The 18,223-nt window shown below is 64.7% G+C and carries 15 protein-coding genes; 7 read left to right on the top strand and 8 right to left on the bottom strand.

Translation table 11 applies throughout. The features are described 5' to 3' along the window. Positions 1-44: 44 nt before the first annotated feature. Complete coding sequence (locus FVW59_RS05785; protein ID WP_148063284.1) at positions 45-2,564, bottom strand: TonB-dependent receptor; 2,520 nt, start codon at positions 2,562-2,564, stop codon at positions 45-47. Positions 2,565-2,750: 186 nt separating this feature from the next. Continuing rightward, positions 2,751-3,386 carry a TetR/AcrR family transcriptional regulator gene (locus tag FVW59_RS05780; protein WP_148063283.1) on the bottom strand — a complete coding sequence of 212 codons (636 nt, stop codon included), beginning with the start codon at positions 3,384-3,386 and terminating at the stop codon, positions 2,751-2,753. Between the two features lie 245 nt (positions 3,387-3,631). Between FVW59_RS05780 and lipA the strand changes: the two genes are divergently transcribed. Both lipA and FVW59_RS05770 read left to right on the top strand, forming a co-directional pair. Beyond that, complete coding sequence (gene lipA, locus FVW59_RS05775; protein ID WP_148063282.1) at positions 3,632-4,618, top strand: lipoyl synthase; 987 nt, start codon at positions 3,632-3,634, stop codon at positions 4,616-4,618. 132 nt (positions 4,619-4,750) lie between these two features. Beyond that, entirely contained in the window at positions 4,751-5,602 is an 852-nt protein-coding gene (locus FVW59_RS05770; RefSeq protein ID WP_187275782.1) for a 1-aminocyclopropane-1-carboxylate deaminase/D-cysteine desulfhydrase, read from the top strand. Here the strand turns inward: FVW59_RS05770 and FVW59_RS05765 are convergent. Beyond that, positions 5,587-6,519 (bottom strand): DUF1853 family protein, encoded by a 933-nt coding sequence (locus FVW59_RS05765; protein ID WP_187275781.1) that lies wholly within the window; start codon positions 6,517-6,519, stop codon positions 5,587-5,589. The two genes, FVW59_RS05770 and FVW59_RS05765, sit on opposite strands and share 16 nt — an antisense overlap. Before the next feature lie 61 nt (positions 6,520-6,580). On the opposite strand from FVW59_RS05765, the gene FVW59_RS05760 reads away from it, so the two are divergent. The 5 genes from FVW59_RS05760 to pepN are packed head-to-tail and all read left to right on the top strand — an operon-like array spanning position 6,581 to position 12,200. Beyond that, positions 6,581-7,465: an NAD(+) kinase gene (locus FVW59_RS05760; protein ID WP_148063279.1), complete on the top strand. Its 885-nt coding sequence runs from the start codon at positions 6,581-6,583 to the stop codon at positions 7,463-7,465. A 13-nt stretch (positions 7,466-7,478) separates the two neighbouring features. Then, the gene (locus FVW59_RS05755) at positions 7,479-8,330 is read left to right on the top strand and encodes a rhomboid family intramembrane serine protease (RefSeq protein WP_148063278.1); all 852 of its coding nucleotides are present in this window, start codon (positions 7,479-7,481) and stop codon (positions 8,328-8,330) included. Positions 8,331-8,377: 47 nt separating this feature from the next. Next, positions 8,378-8,650: a YeaC family protein gene (locus FVW59_RS05750; RefSeq protein WP_148063277.1), complete on the top strand. Its 273-nt coding sequence runs from the start codon at positions 8,378-8,380 to the stop codon at positions 8,648-8,650. Between the two features lie 58 nt (positions 8,651-8,708). After that, entirely contained in the window at positions 8,709-9,506 is a 798-nt protein-coding gene (locus tag FVW59_RS05745; protein WP_148063562.1) for a DUF2797 domain-containing protein, read from the top strand. Between the two features lie 30 nt (positions 9,507-9,536). Then, positions 9,537-12,200 (top strand): aminopeptidase N, encoded by a 2,664-nt coding sequence (gene pepN, locus FVW59_RS05740; RefSeq protein WP_148063276.1) that lies wholly within the window; start codon positions 9,537-9,539, stop codon positions 12,198-12,200. A gap of 63 nt (positions 12,201-12,263) precedes the next feature. Here the strand turns inward: pepN and FVW59_RS05735 are convergent, their stop codons facing one another. The 5 genes from FVW59_RS05735 to FVW59_RS05715 are packed head-to-tail and all read right to left on the bottom strand — an operon-like array spanning position 12,264 to position 18,214. Then, positions 12,264-14,003 (bottom strand): BatD family protein, encoded by a 1,740-nt coding sequence (locus tag FVW59_RS05735; RefSeq protein WP_187275780.1) that lies wholly within the window; start codon positions 14,001-14,003, stop codon positions 12,264-12,266. Next, complete coding sequence (locus tag FVW59_RS05730) at positions 13,945-15,762, bottom strand: VWA domain-containing protein (protein ID WP_246139645.1); 1,818 nt, start codon at positions 15,760-15,762, stop codon at positions 13,945-13,947. The genes FVW59_RS05735 and FVW59_RS05730 overlap by 59 nt, the downstream gene beginning before the upstream one ends. Continuing rightward, positions 15,759-16,796: a vWA domain-containing protein gene (locus FVW59_RS05725; protein ID WP_148063274.1), complete on the bottom strand. Its 1,038-nt coding sequence runs from the start codon at positions 16,794-16,796 to the stop codon at positions 15,759-15,761. Before FVW59_RS05725 ends, FVW59_RS05730 begins: the two co-directional genes overlap by 4 nt. Beyond that, complete coding sequence (locus FVW59_RS05720; protein ID WP_148063273.1) at positions 16,793-17,272, bottom strand: DUF4381 domain-containing protein; 480 nt, start codon at positions 17,270-17,272, stop codon at positions 16,793-16,795. The genes FVW59_RS05725 and FVW59_RS05720 overlap by 4 nt, the downstream gene beginning before the upstream one ends. Then, positions 17,273-18,214 (bottom strand): DUF58 domain-containing protein, encoded by a 942-nt coding sequence (locus tag FVW59_RS05715; protein WP_148063272.1) that lies wholly within the window; start codon positions 18,212-18,214, stop codon positions 17,273-17,275. Positions 18,215-18,223 lie beyond the last annotated feature (9 nt).

Below are 18,223 nucleotides of genomic sequence, written 5' to 3'. Positions count from 1 at the left end.
CACCGTTACCGGAGCCACCCCGAAAAGAACCCGGCAGGGTCGGATCAGTAGTCGTAGCTCACTTCCAGGCCGTAGGTGCGCGGCGCGCCGTACTGCTCGGCGATCAGCCCCAGGGAACCGAAGTTCACAGCGAAGTTGGGGTAGTCGTCGTCGGTCAGGTTGCGGCCCCACAGGCTGACCCGCAGGTAGCCGTCGCCGACCTGGATATCCTCGAGGTTGAGGCGGGCGTTGACGATGGTGCGCTCGTCCATGCCCTGGTGGTCGTAGATGACCGGCTCGCCGCCGACCACCGCGCTCCACAGGGCGGTTTCCACCCAGTCGCTCTGCCAGTTGGCCTGCACATAGCCGGTGAGGTTGCCGAAGGCGGTGCGGGCAAACAGGTAGTCGGCGGAGACACTGACCTGGTGATCCGGGGAGGCGCCGCGCTTGGCGATATCCGAGGTATCGATGCAGGTAGTGGGGACGTTGGTCCCGCAGACCTCGGGGAATTTCTCGAAGTCGCCGTCCACATAGGAGTAGCTGAGGCCGAGGATGAGGTCGTCCAGCGGCGATACCATCATTTCCAGTTCGCCGCCCCAGCGGTCGGCCTCACCGGCGTTGGTGATCACGCTGGTGGCGGCGCCGGAGTCGGTCCTGATCTGGCTGACCTGCAGATCCTCATAAGTGTAGGTGTAGAGGGAGCCATTGATCCGCAGGCGCTGGTTCCAAAGGTCGCTCTTGAAGCCGATCTCGTACTGCTCGATGGTTTCCTCGTCGTAGGCGTTGTTGAACACCTCGCCGTTGAAACCGCCGCTGCGGTAGCCCGTGGCATAGCGGAAGAAGCCGTTCACCTGGTCGCTGAACTGGTAGGCCAGGGTGAAATTGCCGCTGACATTGCTGAAGCTCTCGGAAAGGCTGGTGACCTGTGCCGGCACCGGTCCGAAGGGCGTTTCATAGGCGCCGTAGTTGTAGTCGATATCCTTCTCTTCTTCGGTGTAGCGCAGGCCGAAGGTGAGGGCGATACGGTCGTCCATCCAGCCGGGCGTCCAGGTGGCCTGGGAAAAGGCGGCCCAGGCTTCAGTGGCGTTGTCGTAGTACTGGCTGCCGGCGCCGTTGAGAGGGGCGGCGAAGATGGCGTTGCGGCGATATTTCCCCTCGTCTTCGAAGTAGTACAGGCCCAGAGCGTAGTCCACCCGGTCGGTACTGCCCACCATCTGCAACTCCTCGGAGAACTGCTCGTAGCCGGTGTCGGTATCCTGCTTGGTGTGGAAGGCGCCGATGTTGTCGATGCCGTTCCACAGGCTGTCCACCTGGGCGAAGGCGTAGCCGGAAGACGCGCCGTAGAGCTGGCCCAGGGTCAGGTGCACCAGGTCGGAGTAGGCGCCGATACCGTCGGCGTTCTGGCGCGAGTCGATGTCTTCCAGGTCGCCGAAGACAGAGGTCTCCACTTCGCGGTAGGCGGTGATGGACTTGAAGGTCACATCGCCGAATACGCCCATGTCACCCGCTTCCCAGGTGGCGGTCAGGGAGTGGCCATCGACATCGTTCTGTGAGGCCGGCGCGAAGTCGGCCAGGCCGTCATCGGCGCGGCCCTCGCCGCGGTCCAGGGCGTTCTGGTAGGCGGCGATGCTCTGCTGCAGGGAGGGAATCCAGCGCTCTGCAATACGGCTGTCGGCGCCGGGGTTGGCGGCCCAGCCCTGGGCAGCCTGTAGCATGCCCTGCATGGCGCCGATGCGGCTGACATTGCCGCCGGCGTCCACCGGGTTGTAGCCCACGACCTGTTGCAGTGCGCCGATTTCATCCAGTTCGCTGTGATCGTAGTTGTAGTCGACGTAGACGCTGTCGGTGATGTTCCAGGTGACTGCCAAGCGCCAGGCCTGGCGATCCAGTTCGTCAAAGTCGTCACCGCCGGGGCTGTCGTTCTCGTAGAAGCCGTCGCGCAGGCGGGTCTGGTAGCCCAGGTTCAGGGCGAACTCGCCGAGCCCTTCACCGGCGGTGCCGAAGGCCGGCAGGTCGATGTTGGTCTTGAATTCACGGTAGTTGTAGTTGCCCGCCTTGGCGCTGGCGCGCACGCCGAACTCACCAGTGGGCTTTTTGGTGATGAAGTTCACCGCGCCGGCGGTGGAGTTGCGCCCGTACAGGGTGCCCTGGGGGCCGCGCAGTACTTCGATGCGCTCGATTTCGGCCACATCCATGGCGGAGCCGACCAGCTTGCCCACATACACGCCGTCCATGTACATGGCGACGGAGGGGTCCAGTGACAGGTTGGCCGGGTTGCCGGCGGAGACGCCGCGCATGGCCAGGCTGGATGCGCCGCGGGAGCCCGGAGCGGTGTAGCCGGACAGGCCCGGCAGTTCGCCGATCAGGTCTTCGCTGTTGGAGATGCCGCGATTCTCCACCGCGGTTGCGCTGAGGGCGGTGATGGAGATGGGGGTGTCCTGGCTGGACTCCTCGCGTTTCTGGGCGGTAACGACCACCTCTTCCAGCGCCCCGCCCTGGGCCAGTGCGGGCAGGGCGACAGGGACGCTCAGCAGGGAGATCGCCAGCGCCAGGGGCGCGTGGCGGAAGTGATTCGCGTGTTGCATGTAAGCCTCGCTTTTTTCTATGAGCAGACGCTTGTGCGTAGCCGTATGGTTGCGGGTAAAAAATTATATTGGGGGACAAAAAATGACCGCGGGCAAAGATACGCCTGCGGCGGGCGGGGGGCTACTTACAAAATCTGGCAGGGCAGCAAATGGAGTGTGAAATATTGAACCCGGGTGATGTCGGCTTCAGCCGCTGGCGGTGGGGCTCAGGGCCGTGCCGAGAAAGGCGGCGGCGGCCGCCATTTCTTCCTTGATCGCATAGTCGGGGTTGATCAGCCAGGTCATCAGCTGGTGCACATAGATACCGGTGAGGTGTTCGGCCAACTGGTCCGGACTGTGATCCGTGCGGATTTCGCCGCGCAGGATGCCGGCGTCGATCAGCGCCAGCAGAGCGCTCCGGGTGGCCGGGAAGCGGCGCGGATCCGCCGCCCCGGTCACTGCGTCTGTGCCCTGGTAGACCTGCAGCGATTGCAGCAGCAGGGAGCGGGTGAGCTGGGGGGTGACCTCCGTCATCGAGGCCACATAGCTGAAGAAGTTGTGCAGGCGTTCGCCGGTGGATACCGCATCGCGAGCGGTGGCTTCGATGGCTTCGGCGAAGCGCTCGTCCACCGCGGGCAGCAGGGCCTGCAACAGGCCGAGCTTGCTGGGAAAGTAATTGAACAGGGTCGGCTTGGAGATGTCGGCGCGTTCGGCGATGGTCTCCACGGTGGTGGATTCAAAGCCCCGGCGAGTGAATTCCTCCTGTGCCACGCGGAGGATGCGAGCGCGGGTTTCGCGCTTTTTGCGTTCGCGGCGGCCTTCAGTGGCGAGGGTATCCGTCATGTTTTACCTGAATTAAAGTTTTTACTTTTGGCCATTAAGCCCCATATCGTGAGCCCTGCCAACTCAGTAGTGGGGATATTCGGCGCCATTGCCGGCGCGGGGCTTTCGCTTGCAGCCACATTAGTGGTTCGGGTCGGTGAATAATCCCGCAGGGTCTCAACCCGGGCGCCCGCTTCCGCTATAATCGGCACCCTTAAGCTCCGGTCGCCCCGGATCCACAGCGCAGCAGTTTTGCAGGACAGTTCATGGCAGACAGCGACCTTATCCCCACCGTGCAGGTCTACAGCGGACAGAAATTCGTCAACGAGCGCGGCATTAGCGCCATCAAGGACGGTATCAAGTCCAGCAGCCGTGCCGGCGAGCGCCTGGCCAAACCTCACTGGCTGCGCATCCGCGCCCGCGGCGGCCCCACCTTCGAGAAAGTGAAGGGGATTGTGCACGAACACCGGCTCGCCACGGTGTGCGAGGAGGCGAAGTGCCCCAACATGAGCGAGTGCTGGAGTGCCGGCACTGCCACCATCATGCTGATGGGTGATGTCTGCACCCGCGCCTGCCGTTTCTGCGCGGTCAATACCGGCAACCCGAAAGGCTGGCTGGACCCTGAAGAGCCTGACAACACCGCCCGCTCGGTAGCGCTGATGGGCCTCAAGTACGTGGTGCTGACCTCGGTGAACCGCGACGACCTGCCCGATGGCGGCGCCGGCCACTACGCCGCCTGTGTGCGGCGAGTGAAAGAAGACAACCCGGACACCGCGGTGGAAGCCCTGACCCCGGACTTTCTCGGAGTATTGAAAGACGTCGAGACCGTGGTGGACTCCGGTATCGAGGTGTTCGCCCAGAACGTTGAGACCGTGAGGCGACTGACCCACCCGGTGCGCGACCCGCGCGCCTCCTACCAGCAGACCCTGGACGTGCTGGCTCACGCCAAGGCGCACCGCCCGGATGTGTTGACCAAAACCAGCCTGATGCTCGGCCTCGGCGAGACGGAAGAGGAAATCCGCGAGGCCATGGATGACCTGCGCGCCGCCAATGTCGACATTCTCACCTTCGGCCAGTACCTGCAGCCCACTGCCAACCACCTGCCCATCCAGCGCTATGTCACGCCGGATGAGTTCGAGCAGTACCGTCACTGGGGCCTGGAAAAGGGCTTCCTGGAAGTGGTTTCCGGCGTGTTCGTGCGCTCCAGCTACCGCGCGGAGCAGGTGCTGCAGAAGAATAATGTCGGCCTGTAGTTGTAGACAAGGATAAAGAGTTTCGGCAGCCCTGTGCCGCCTCATCATCCGCATTCAGAAACGCTAACCCACGTCCACTGGCAGCAGGTCACGCTGCCCCTGCCGGATGGGAGACAGCAGCCGCTTCAGGTATTGCGACTGGATCGCTGTGATGCCCTCGCGCCGGGCAACAAAATCTTCAAACTATCCGGCCTGCTGCGCACAGCTCGCCAGCGGGAGTGTCGGCGCCTGTTAAGTTTTGGCGGCCCCTGGTCCAACCATCTGCACGCGCTGGCGGCTCTGGGGCGCGAGATGGACCTGCAAACTGTGGGTCTGGTGCGCGGCGAAGACCTGGCCACCCCGACTCTGGTGGAAGCGGCTGGCTGGGGCATGGCGTTATATCCGCTCAGCCGCTCGCTATATCGCCAGCGCCACGATCCCGCATTCCAGTTGGCATGCATGCAGGACTATCGGGCAGACATGCTGATCCCCGAAGGCGGCGACTGCCCCGAGGGCGCGCGGGGGTGCCAGGTTATTGGCGCTGCCATTCGGCAGCGTTTTGAGAGTGGTGCGCAGGTGGTGGTCGCCACCGGTACCGGGACTACCCTGGCGGGTATTGTCGCCGGCCTGGACAAGCGCTTTCAGGTGCTGGGAATCTCGGCCCTGAAGGGCGCGCTGGATACGCAGCAGAGGATTCTGGCCAATCTCCAGGCACTGGCAGGCGACAACGATGAAACACTTGCTGACTGGCGGCTTTATCACGAGTTTCACTGTGGCGGTTTCGCCCGGACCAATAGCGAACTGCGTGCAGTGATCGCCTGGGGCGATCACCACGGCTTGCCGCTGGAGCCGGTCTACACCGGCAAGGCCCTGCTGGCCCTGCGCAGCCTGTTGTCCAGCGGTGATATCGATGCGGGCAGGCCGCTGGTGCTGGTGCACACCGGCGGACTCCAGGGCCGGCGCGGCTTTGACTGGCTGGCACTGGGGGCTCAGCCCGGCCACTGATCGCTACAGACAAAAAAACGCCGGGTTTCTATGCCTTTGTGGTCATAGGCAGCGACCAGTTGGGCGCTGCCGGGCCCGGCAAAGTGAGTGCTGAGCCGGCGCAGCAGGGCACCAGCCTCCAGCGCAGATGCCGATGAGTCTGGCCCAAACAGCGGTGCCAGCCATTGCAGGCGAGGCAGGATACGGTGGTGTTCGCCGCTGCCCGCGAGCAATGCCTCCACTTCGCGGTGGTGACACCACTGCTGCAGCCTGCGCCCCGGGTTGAAGCCGGGCGGGCCGGCACCTTCCTCCCGAAAATGTTGAAACAGGTAGCCCTTCATCTCCACCTCCGGCAGAGGATCGTCGATACCGATACTCGCCAGCTGTGCGCGGCCGGCGGGTAAACGGGAAAGCTGGCTCTGGTGCTCCAGCAGGCGCTGCAGTTTCAGATCCAGCCGGTCGCGACTGTTTGGGCCGAGCCAGTCCTGCCAGGTGCTGCTGCCGCCGCGGCGCTGCAGATAGAACTTCACCGCCAGTTCCAGGTGGACCGGTTGCTGGCGGCGGTGGCAGTAGTAGATGCAGTCGAATTCGCCGAGGGTGCGGCCACCCTCGCGCACCGGCAGGTTGTGGGCCAGCAGGTCCACTTCGCTGTCCTGCGCGAGAAAAAAATGCCACAGTGCCTCGAAATACAGGCCCAGACGTGTCGCGGCGTTCTGTTCCAGGTGCTCGAGCAATGGCGCCGGGTTGGTATCGAGGGTTTGCAGCCAGCGCTGCCGCTGTGTGGAAAGTGTAAAGGCAGTATTCGTAACGGGCGCTGAGACACCGGGCAGCTGCTCATTCAGCATTAGCGGCGCTGAAAAACAGGCCCAGAACAGGTCGCGCACCCGGGGGTGTCGCAGCTCCTTCAGCAGCAGGGCAGGGGGGTCGGATTGTGGCATGCATGCGCCCCGGTGAGTCTCGTGTTTATAATACCAGTCCATTCGGGGCGGAACGTAATCCATGCAGCCATCCTTCAAGAAAATCGGTATTGTCGGCCGCAGTCAGCAAGAGGGCGTGCAGTCTGTGCTCGAAGAGCTGCTGGCGCTGCTGCTGGAGCGCGAGCTGGAGGTGGTACTGGAGGAGCGCCTCGGGGATCTTTTACCCGCTGGCCGCTACCAGCAGGGCAGCGTCGAGGAGATTGGCGAGGATTCAGACCTGGTCATCGTGGTGGGCGGGGACGGCAGCCTGCTCAGCGCAGCCCGCACTCTGGCGCGTTATGAAACGCCGGTGCTCGGCGTCAATCGCGGTCGCCTCGGCTTTCTCACCGATATCAGCCCCGATGAGCTCAAGCAGCAGGTGCCCGCGGTGCTGGACGGCAAGTTCGAGCGCGAGCGCCGCTTTTTGCTGGACGCCCGTGTGACCCGCGACGGCAAGACCGTGGGCAGGGCCGATGCCCTGAACGATGTGGTGGTGAACTCCGGCACCTCGGCGCAGATGATAGAGTTCGAGCTGTCCATCAACGACACCTTTGTCTACCGCCAGCGGGCAGACGGGCTGATTGTCTCCACACCGACCGGGTCCACCGCCTATTCGCTGTCTGGAGGCGGCCCCATCATGCACCCCACCCTGGACGCGGTGGTGCTGGTGCCCATGTTCCCCCACGCCCTGTCCAGCCGCCCCATCGTGGTCGACGGCAACAGCGAGATCAGTATTCATATTCTCGGCCGCAACCGCATCCACCCACCCGTTACCTGTGATGGCCAGGTCAATATGACCGCGCGCCCCGGGGATTATGTGGTGATCAGCAAAAAGCCCCATCGCCTGACCCTGCTGCACCCGATTGGTCACAGCTTTTACGCCAGCTGCAGGGACAAACTGCGCTGGAGCTACGCCCTGGTTAATTGAAGAAGTGCACGCCATGAAAGACGGGTACCCGGCCCTGCGGGTGGGGCTCGAGGAGGACTTGCTGCCCCTCAGCGTGGCCCTGCACCAGCGCGGTGTCGGCCACCGCATCTACGAGGAGCAGGGCAAGCAGGTACTGAAAGTCCTGGATGACGCCCACGTGGCGCCGGTGGCAGAGCTGTACCGGGCCTGGCGCGCCGGGGAGGTTGATATCACCCTGGAGCGCAGCCGGACCCCGGCGGTACGCGATGGCGGCCTGCGGTGGCGCGGGGCACCGGTGACCCTGTTGCTGCTGGCGCTGAGTCTCGGCGGTTTCCTGCTGGTGTTTTTCAATGCGCCGCTGGCCTGGTTGTCCCAGTTGACCTTTACGCCCTTCGAGGTGCATCAGGGGCAGATCCGCTTCGAGTCCATGGGCGCGCAGTACTGGCGGCTGATCACGCCTGCCTTCCTGCATTTTGGCTGGCTGCATATCGTCTTCAACAGCCTGTGGCTGTGGGAACTGGGCGCCCGTATCGAGCGAGTCATGGGCAGCCTGAACATGTTCGGCCTGTTCCTGGTGATTGCGCTGGTGTCCAATTCGGCCCAGTACCTGTTCGGCGGCCCCGGAATTTTCGGCGGCATGTCCGGGGTGGTCTACGGACTGTTGGGCTTCGCCTGGGTGGCCGGCGCCCTGCAGCCGCGCTGGGGCATACAGCCGCGGCCGGCCATTATGCTGTTAATGGTGGGCTGGCTGGTGGTCTGCATACTCGGCGTGGTGGAGGTGCTGGGCTTTGGCGCGATCGCTAACGCCGCCCATGTCGGTGGTCTGCTCAGCGGCGCTGTTCTCGGCGCCCTGTTCGGTGGCCTGTCGCGCATTTCCAAAGCCTGAGGCGGGGGCGCTATAATCGCGCCCCTCGCAAGCAAAGCCCCGCCGCCATGGAATACCAGCAACTGATTGAAAGCCTGACCCCCGAGGTCTACGAAAAACTCCGCATCGCCGTGGAGATCGGCAAGTGGCCCGACGGCCGCCGCCTGAGCCCCGAGCAGCGTCGGGAATGCCTGCAGGCCCTGATCGCCTGGGGCGAGCTGAACCTGCCCGAAGAGCAGCGGGTGGGCTATATCGACCGCGGCCACAAGGCCGGCGATGTCTGCGACGATCCTGTCGGTAACGCCCCGGGGGACGAAATGCCCCTCAACTGGCGCGACTGAGCGCCCCGTAACAGGAGGCCCCTTGGCCCAGGAAATTTCCGCAGGTCCCCTGCGCAAGATGCACACGGCGCTGGAAGCGCCCGTGCAGTACCAGATGGTGCTCGGCGAGCACCGCGAACCCCTCAATGCCCTGCTGGGCCAGGCCCTGCGCCTGGACTACCGGGGCACCATCCGCTGCATCCATTGCGATCGCAAGACCAGCAAGAGCTTCAGCCAGGGCTACTGCTATCCCTGCTTCAAGCGCCTGGCCCAGTGCGACAGCTGTATTGTCAGCCCGGAGAAGTGCCACTACCACCTTGGCACCTGTCGCGAGCCGGAGTGGGGCGAGCAGCACTGCATGATCGATCACATTGTCTACCTGGCCAACACCTCCGGGGTAAAGGTGGGCATTACCCGTCACAGCCAGGTGCCCACCCGCTGGATGGACCAGGGCGCGACGCAGGCACAGCCGATTTTCCGGGTCGGCAGTCGCTTCCAGTCCGGCCTGGTGGAAACCCTGTTCAAGGCTCACGTGGCGGACAAGACCAGCTGGCAGACCATGCTCAAGGGTGCCGGTGAGCCGGTAGACCTGGAGGCCCGTCGCGCCGAGCTGACGGCCGCCTGCGCCGAAGACATCGCCCGCCTGCAGGATGAACACGGTTTGCAGGCCATCAGCGTGCTGGAGAGACAACCGGCAGTCGCCATCGACTACCCGGTGCTGGAGTACCCGGTGAAGGTGAAGTCCTTCAATCTGGACAAGACTCCTGCGGTGGAGGGCACCCTGCTCGGTATCAAGGGCCAGTACCTGATCTTCGACACCGGTGTGATCAATCTGCGCAAGTACGGCGGCTACCAGGTTGCCCTGTCACGACTGTAAGATTTTCTGAAACGACGCGAGAGGTAAACCATGCGCGACGCCCGGCCCAGTGCCATCTATCTGAAAGACTACCGTCCGCCGGCTTTTCTCATCGAGCGCACCGAGCTGGCCTTCGACCTGCACGAGGATCGCGCCATCGTGGAGGCTACGCTGCATCTGCGCCGCAATAGCGGCGTCGGGGCCGGCGAAGCACTGGTGCTGCACGGTCAGGAGCTGGAGCTGCTGTGGCTGGCCCTGGACGGGCGCGAGCTGGGGGAGGGCGAGTACTCTCTCGCCGAGGACAGCCTGAGCATTGCGGATGTACCGGATCAGTTCACGCTGTCCAGCCGTTGCCGTATTCGTCCCCAGGACAATACCTCCCTGGAAGGGCTGTACAAATCGCGCACTATGTTTTGTACCCAGTGCGAGGCGGAAGGCTTTCGCAAGATTACCTGGTACCTGGACCGCCCCGACGTGATGGCCGAGTTCGAGGTCAGTATCGAGGCCGAGAAAGCCCGCTACCCCGTGCTGCTCAGCAACGGCAACCCGGTGGCTGCGGAAGACCTGGGCAACGGCCGCCACCGCGCCCGCTGGCACGACCCCTTCCCCAAGCCCGCCTATCTGTTCGCCCTGGTGGCGGGGGACCTGCGCAGTGTCGACGACAGCTTCACGACCCGTGGCGGCCGCCAGGTCAGCCTGCGCATTTTTGTCGAGGAGAAAGACCTCGACAAGTGCGACCACGCGATGATCTCCCTGAAGAAGTCGATGCGCTGGGATGAAGAGGTCTACGGTCGTGAATACGACCTCGACATCTTCAACATTGTCGCGGTGGATGACTTCAACATGGGGGCGATGGAGAACAAGAGCCTCAATATCTTCAACAGCTCCTGCGTGCTGTGCAGCCCGGAAACCACCACCGACAAGGGGTTCCAGACGGTAGAGGCCATCGTTGCCCACGAGTACTTTCACAACTGGTCCGGCAACCGGGTTACCTGCCGGGACTGGTTCCAGCTCAGCCTGAAGGAAGGCTTTACCGTATTTCGCGACGCTGAGTTCTCCGCCGACATGGGCTCGCGCACGGTGAAGCGGGTAGAAGATGCCACCGTAATGCGCACCGCCCAGTTCGCCGAGGACGCCGGCCCCATGGCCCACCCCGTGCGGCCGGATTCCTTTATCGAGATTTCCAACTTCTACACCCTGACGGTCTACGAAAAGGGTGCCGAAGTGGTGCGCATGATCCACACCCTGCTGGGGCCGGAGGCCTTCCGCAAAGGCTCCGATCTCTACTTCGAGCGCCACGACGGCCAGGCAGTGACCTGTGAGGATTTCGTGCTGGCGATGGAGGAGGCATCCGGTACTGATCTCGGCCAGTTCCGCCGCTGGTACGCCCAGGCCGGCACCCCGCTGCTCTCGGTGGGCGGTGACTATGACGAGGATGCCCAGACCTACACCCTCAGTGTGCGCCAGAGCACAGCGCCGACCCCGGGCCAACCGGAGAAACAGCCTCTGTTGATTCCGCTGGCGGTGGGCTTGCTGGGGGACGCCGGCAATCTGCCCCTGCAACTGGAGGGCGAGGCACCCAATGTCGAGAGCGAAGACAACACCCACCTCGTGTTGAAAGTGACCGAGGCAGAGCAGCAGTTTGTCTTTAGCGGTGTTCGCGAGCGTCCGGTGCCTTCGCTACTGCGCGGCTTTTCCGCGCCGGTGCGTCTGGAATACAACTACAGTCGCGAGGAACTCTGCGCCCTGATGAGCCGCGACGACGACGGCTTTGTGCGCTGGGATGCGGCGCAGCAGTTGGCGATTTCGGTGCTGCAGGAAGTGGAGGGCCAGATCCGGGAGGACCAGGCAGCGCGTGTCGACCCCCTGTATCTGAAGGCCTGTGAGACCCTGTTGCAGGACACCTCACTCGATCCCGCCATGGTAGCGGAGATGCTGCGCCTGCCGGGAGAGGGCTACCTTGCGGAGCTGGCCGCCCGTCGGGGCGGCGCCCGGGTAGAGAGCATCCACCTGGCACGGGAAACAGTCCTCAAGGCCCTGGCGCTGCACGCCGAGGCCACCTGGCTGGAGGCCTATCGCCGCAATGTAGTGAATGCGCCCTATGCGCCAGTAGCCGGCCAGATTGCCGCCCGCAGCCTGCGCAACCTGAGTCTGGAGTACCTGGCACTGGCGCGGGAGGAGCACATTGCCCTGGCCCGCGCCCAGTATGCGAGTGCCGGCAATATGACCGACAGCCTGGCGGCGCTGCGCGTGATCAGCCAGCGCGGGACTGACGCCCAGCGCGATGAAGCGCTGGATGATTTTTACCGCCGCTGGCAGGCGGAAGCCCTGGTGGTCAACCAGTGGTTGCAGGTGCAGGCGACGGTGCCGGGGGAGGGCGCACTGGCGCGGGTGCAGGGGCTGTTGCAGCACGAAGCCTTCGATCTGCGCAACCCGAACAAGGTGCGCTCGCTGGTGGGGGGCTTTGCCAACGGCAATCCCCTGCAATTCCACCGCGCCGACGGCGCGGGTTATCGCTTCCACGGAGAAGTGATCGAAGCCCTCAATACCAGCAATCCGCAGATCGCTGCGCGCCTGCTGGCGCCGCTCACCCGCTGGCGCAACTACGCCGCGCCGCAGGGGGCTGCGATGCGCACTGAACTGGAGCGCTTGGCGGCGTTGCCAAAACTGTCGCCGGATGTGTTTGAGGTGCTCAGCAAGTCCCTGGTGGATTGATACGGTTCGGCCAGACTAGGCCCCCCGGCCAGGCCAGGCCAGGTTAGACCAGGCCTGGCCACCTCAGGTGGGGTACAGCGACAGGGCGTTGTTTTCGGCAGCGCCACTGCGGCTGCGCAGTTGCGGCCGCAGGGATTTTACACACTGGGCCAGGGCACTGCCGTCCCATTCTTCGTCGCCGCGGGCGAACAGGTTTTGCTCCAGGCGCTCGATGACCGTTGAGAGCTCGGCGCTATCCACCCGCCGCCTGAATTCGCTCAGCGACAGGCCGCGCTCGCCGGGGTAGAGGCTGCGCCCCCAGTCCAGCAGTGCCTGTCGCGCGGCGCCTGCCTGGCTGCCGGCGCAGGCCGCCATCAATTGCTTGTAGGCGTGGTTCTCATTTTCCGGGGGAAGGCTGGCTACCGGCTGCGCCGCGTCGCGCCTCGCCCGAAGCTGGCGAAACCACAGCCATCCGGTCAACAACCAGCCCAGTAAACCGGCCGCGGCGATACCGCGCCACAACCACAGTTCCCTGCTGTTACTGCTCGCGCCCGGGGCAATGGCGGCCGGCGTCGAAGGCTCCACTGCCGCTGACGCTTGGACCGGCGCAGTGGGCGTTGCGCTCGCGGCACTGACTTCGATTTCTCGTGCTGGCAGCACCGCCTCGCGCAGTTCGCCGCGCTCGGTGTCCCACCAGGGAATGCGGATTTCCGGGATGCGGTAACGACCCGCGACGGCGGGTACCAGGGCGGCGCTGTCCACGCGCTGGCCAACCAGGCCCCTGCCGCTTTCGGACTCGGTGATCTGCGGCTGATCCGGGTAGTAGCGCAGGCCGGCCTGGGCGGGGAATAGGGTAGGGGGCAGCTGTGCGCCCTGCAGGCCTTCACCGCGGATGCGCACCGTACGGGTGGCGCTCTCGCCGGCCTGCAATTGCTCCGGCGGTACCGACCACTCTTCCTCGATGGTCAGATTGCGCGCCGGTAGCCAGGTGGTGTTGGTGGGCCAGCTATCCGGGCGCGGGAGCACTTCGATGGTCAGGGGCTCGGTGCTGCGTCGCAGCAATGGGCCGTTGGCGCGATCAAACAGGCTGCGCCGGGCCAGGCTTTCGCGGGCGGAGAAGGTCTGGGCGGGAATCTCCAGGGTGCCGCTCTGTTCCGGGAAGATGGCATAGCGGATTTCGTGCACCAGCCAGGGGCGACCGTTCACGGTGCGCTGGTAGGACTTCTGTTCCAGTGGTTTGACGAAGGCATTGTCGATCTGCAGTTCAGTGACGCTGCGGTTGTCGAGATTCACTGCCTGCTGCAGGCGCAGGGTCAGCAGTACCTGGCCCTGCACGTAAACCCGGGAGCGATCGACTTCTGCCTCAAACAGCACCTGGGCATCCGCGGCGGGGTTTTGCGGCGGCGGGCCGACATTCACCTGCAGCGGGAGGCTGCGAGTAGCGCCACTGACCAGCGGGCCGATGAGGAGATCGCCCTGCCGCCTGGGCGTGATCTCCAGCACCAGCTGGCGGCTTTCGCTGCGCTGGCCATTGACGATATTGACGCTGCTGGTGGACGAGCGCTGCAGGATGTCGAAATCGCGCTGCACCGGCGTCAGATCCAGGTCACCGAGGTCTTCTCCGGCGGTGGCGCTGATCTCCAGGCGCAGGGTGTCTCCCAGGGCTACCTGATTGCGATCCACCCGTGCCTCGAGGGCGGCCAGTGCCGATTGCGCCAGTAACGGCAGCAATAGCCACAGTAGCCAGGCACCCCTGCGGGCGCCCTTACCAGTTCTGGTCATCTCGCGGTGCTTCTCCCTGCTGTTGTCGCTGTCGGCTTTCATAGCGGAATTTTTCCCGCAGCAGTCCGGATGGATCATCCGGCACCCGGCGCAGCCACTGCTCCAGGGCCTGATCGCGTTCGGTCTGCTCGGTCGATGGCTCGGCGGCCGCCGCCTGTTGTTCTGTGCTATCTGCTGCTTCTTCTTGCGGCTGACTACCCTGGGGTTGTTGGGGCTGTTCCTCAGCTTGTTCGGGCTCCCCGGGCTGCTTATTGCGCTGCTGTTGCGACTCTTCCTCGCCGGGCTGGCTCTGCTCCTGTTCCTGATCGGCTCCGGGTTGTTGCTGTTGCTGGTCGCCCTGATTCTGTTGCTCGCCGTTCTGGCTTTGTTCCTGCTGCTGTTGTTCCTGCTGTTCGCCGTCCTGGCTTTGTTCCTGCTGGTCCTGTTGTTGTTCCTGCTGCTGTTTCAGCTGCTCCAGTAGTTCGAGGTTGGCCTGGGCGTCGGCCTGGTCTGGCGCCCGTGCCAGGGATTCGCGGTAGGCCTCGATGGCCTGGTCCAGTTGTCCGGCGCGGGCCAGGGCATTACCGCGGTTGTACCAGTCATCGGCGCTGTCACCCTCGGCAAAGTGCCGGGCAGCGCCTTCGAAGTTGCCGGCTTCATAGGCCGCGGTGCCGGCCCAGGGTGCGCTGTCGAACAGTTCGCTGGCCTTTTCCGCATCGCCCGCCCGCAGGGCGCGCTGCCCCTGCTGGTCCGGTGTCAGCCACAGGTCGTCCCAGGCCTGGGCCTGGGCTGGCGCCGGTTCTCCCAGCCACAGCAGGGCGAGCAGGCCCAGTAGCACACCGCGCCGAAACAGCAACAGGGCGGCCGGCAGAAGCAGCAGGACCAGCACATAGCCCTGATCTTCCCAGTGGTCCGCGCGCCGCTCGGAGGTACTCAGGCGCTCCTGCCCCGGCAGGTCGAGCGCAGTGGCGATGTCCTGCAGATCGCTGTTGTCCAGCTGCATGGTGAGGTAGCGACCGCGACTTTTACGAGCCAGCTGGGATAATTCGGCGCTATCCAGCCCGGGAACGACGATAGTGCCAGAGGCGTCCTTGAGAAAACCGCCCTCCGGCAGGGGCAGGGGCGCGCCACTGGCGGTGCCGATACCCATCACGTCGAGCTCCACCCCGGCGTCCGCTACGGCATCGGCAATGGTGTCGTGCTGGTCGCGGGCGACGGCATCGGTAAGCAGCAGAATACGCCCGTCGCGGGCGCCACCGCTGTGCAGCAGTTGCAGCGCCAGGGAGACGGCGCCGGCGGCGTCGCTCCCGGGCACCGGCATCATGTCAGGGTTCAGGGCCGGTAGCAGGTTGGCGATGGTAGCCTTGTCGTCGGTGAGGGGGGTGACGACATGGGCGTCCCCGGCAAAGGCGACCAGCGCCGTCTGCCCCTCCTCGCGCACATCCAGCAGGTCGAGAATTTTCTGTCGCGCCCGGTCGAGCCGCGAGGGCGCCAGGTCGGCGGCTTTCATCGAGTAGCTGAGGTCCAGGATCACCACCAGCGCGTCCTCGCGCTGGGCCACCGGCTGCGGGATCTTGTGCAGGCTGGGGCCGGCCAGCGCAACGCAGGCCAGCAGCCAGGCCAGCAACAGCCAGGGCAGGGCATTGCGGCGTTTGTTGCCACTGCTACTGGATACCAGGTAGGGCAGCAATTCCGGGTCGATCACGGAACTCCAGCTGCCCGAGCGGCGCCGTGCGGCCAGCAGCCCCAGTGCAAGCAACAGGGCTGGCAGCAGGGCCCACAGCCATTGCGGGCGCAACAGGTGCAGGGCATCGATAGTCACGCGGCGGCCTCGCTGTTTGCCGTGGTACGCTGGAACAGGCCCTGGCGCCGGCAGTGCCAAAGTGCCAGCAGGAAGCTCAGCAGGACAGCGCCGGCCAGTGGCCAGTGGCCGAGGGCCTGGCGCGGGCGGTAGGTAGTGGCGTCCTGCTCCACCGGTTCCAGTTGGTCGAGGATCTGGTAGATCCCCACCAGTTCCTGGGGGTCGCGGGCACGAAAGTAGCGGCCACCGCTGAGTTCGGCCATTTGTTTCAGACTGTCCTCGTCCAGCTCTGCCGAGGGGTTTACCTGGCGGCTGCCAAAGCTGGAGCCAAACAGACCCGGCAGGGTCAAGCGGTCGGCGCCAATGCCGATGGTGTAGATCCTGATGCCCAGATCCCGTGCCAGGCGGGCGGCATCCAGGGGTTGCACTGAACTGGCGGTGTCCTGGCCGTCGGTGAGCAGGATCAGCACGCGGCTTTCGGCGGGGCGCTCTTTCAGGCGCTTGACGGCGAGGCCGATGGCGTCGCCGATGGCGGTTTCCTGGCCGGCGAAACCGATCTGCGCCTCTGCCAGGAAGCCGCTGACCGTCGCGGTGTCAAAACTGAGGGGAGACTGCACATAGGCGCGGCTGCCAAACAGGATCAGCCCCAGGCGATCCCCCTCGCGGCGGACGATAAAGTCGGCCCCAACCGCTTTTACCGCGTCGATACGGCGCAACTGGCGCTGGCCGACAATCATGTCTTCCATGCGCATACTGCCGGAAATGTCCACGGCCAGCATCAGGTCGCGGCCGCTGTTGGGTAATTCGATAGCCTCGCCAATCCACTGCGGACGGGCGGCCGCCAGTAACAGCAGCAGCCACAGCAGGTAGAGGCAGGCCAGCAATGGCCAGTTGCGCCCGCTGGGTGCCGTACCCTTTGCGCCCAGATCCTGCCATTGGTCGAAAAAGGGCGTACTTAAGGCGATTTGCTGACTATCGAGTCTTGGCAGCAAGCGCCGGGCCAGCCAGGGCAGGGGCAGAAGGAGTAGCATCCAGGGCCATTGCCATTCAATCACAGGCTGGCCTCGTGCTTGCGTATCCACAGCTGGCAACTTTGATAGATTGCATCCCGCGCCACTGGTTCGACAGCGGGGCGATAGTGGCTTGCGCTGAAGCTTGCCGGGAACAACTCACCTTGCACCCCCTTGATGCTGCCATTGAGAAACTCGCGCCAGCGCTCTCCGCTAAGGGCCGCCACTTCCGTGCGCGGAAAACTGCGCAGGGCCACGGCCTTCAACAGGCGGTTGCACTGGGCGCTGAAGCCGCTGTCGTCGTCGGCGGGCCAGGTGGACTGTAAACGTGACAATTCCGCCAGCGCCTGGCGGCGATAGCGGCGGCGCCGGTGACGACGCCAGATTTGCCAGGCAGCCAGCGCCAGCAGCAATAGACACAATCCCGCCAGTAGCCACCAGCCGGGCGCCGGGGGCCACCAGCCGGGCTCGGCCGGTGTGCGCAGGGGCTGCAGATTGGCCAGTGGATCAGTCGCCTGCATTCAGTGTTTACCCGCGACGTAGTAGTTCTGCAGTACTGGAAAGGGGGCCCTGGTGGTAGAGAATGCCAATAGCGGGATGCCCAGACGTTGTAGTTCCAGACTCCACTGTTCGGCTTCTGTAAGCGCCCGCTTGGTGTACTCGCGGCGCAAGTGCCTGTCACCTGTGCTGAGCTGGACCGTCTGTTCGCCATCGGTCACGGCGTAAACGCCAGCGCGGGGCAGGTTCAGTTCCAGCGGATCGTGGCAGGCCAGCGCGGTAATCTCGCAGTGACGGGCCAACTGGTAGAGATGCTCGCTGGCGCCATCGCGGGTGGCGTTGTGAAAGTCGCTGATCAGGTAGATGCTGCTGCCGGGGCGCGCCACCCGTCGCAGGTGCCCCAGCATATCGCTGAAGCTGCCGCCACTGGCGCTGGCCTGGAGCGGCAGACGGTGGTTGTAGTCGGCCAGGGCGGACAGGATGGCCAGTACATTGCGGCGGCTGCGGCGGGGGCGGATTTCCCGGTGCTCCACGCCGTTGAACAGCAGGGCGCCGACGCGGTCGCCCTTGTCCAGGGCGCTCCAGGCCAGCAGGCTGGCAAGGTGGGCCGCCAGTACCGACTTGAAACAGTGCCGCGACCCGAAGAACAGGCTGTTGCGCTGGTCCACCGCGATCAGCACCGGGCGCTCGCGCTCCTCCCGGAACAGTTTGGTGTGGGCGCTGCCGGTGCGCGCGGTAACCCGCCAGTCGATACTGCGAATGTCATCCCCCGCCTGGTAGCCTCGCACTTCCTCAAAATCGATACCGCGGCCGCGGAAGCTAGACTTGTTGGGCCCGGTGAGCTGGTTCAGGGCGCGCTTGCGCCTGCCGAGGTCGAGCTGGCTGCCCAGCAGGCGCAGGCCGATCAGCTCCGCCAGTTCACAGTAGGCGCCGCGGGGGGGTAATTGCAGTGCGCGTTGCGACATGCTTTCCGG

The organism is Parahaliea aestuarii (genome assembly GCF_008064635.1).
Lineage (GTDB): Bacteria > Pseudomonadota > Gammaproteobacteria > Pseudomonadales > Halieaceae > Parahaliea > Parahaliea aestuarii.
The sequence above is the reverse complement of the archived record's forward strand: the minus strand, read 5'-3'. Positions and strand labels throughout refer to the sequence as shown.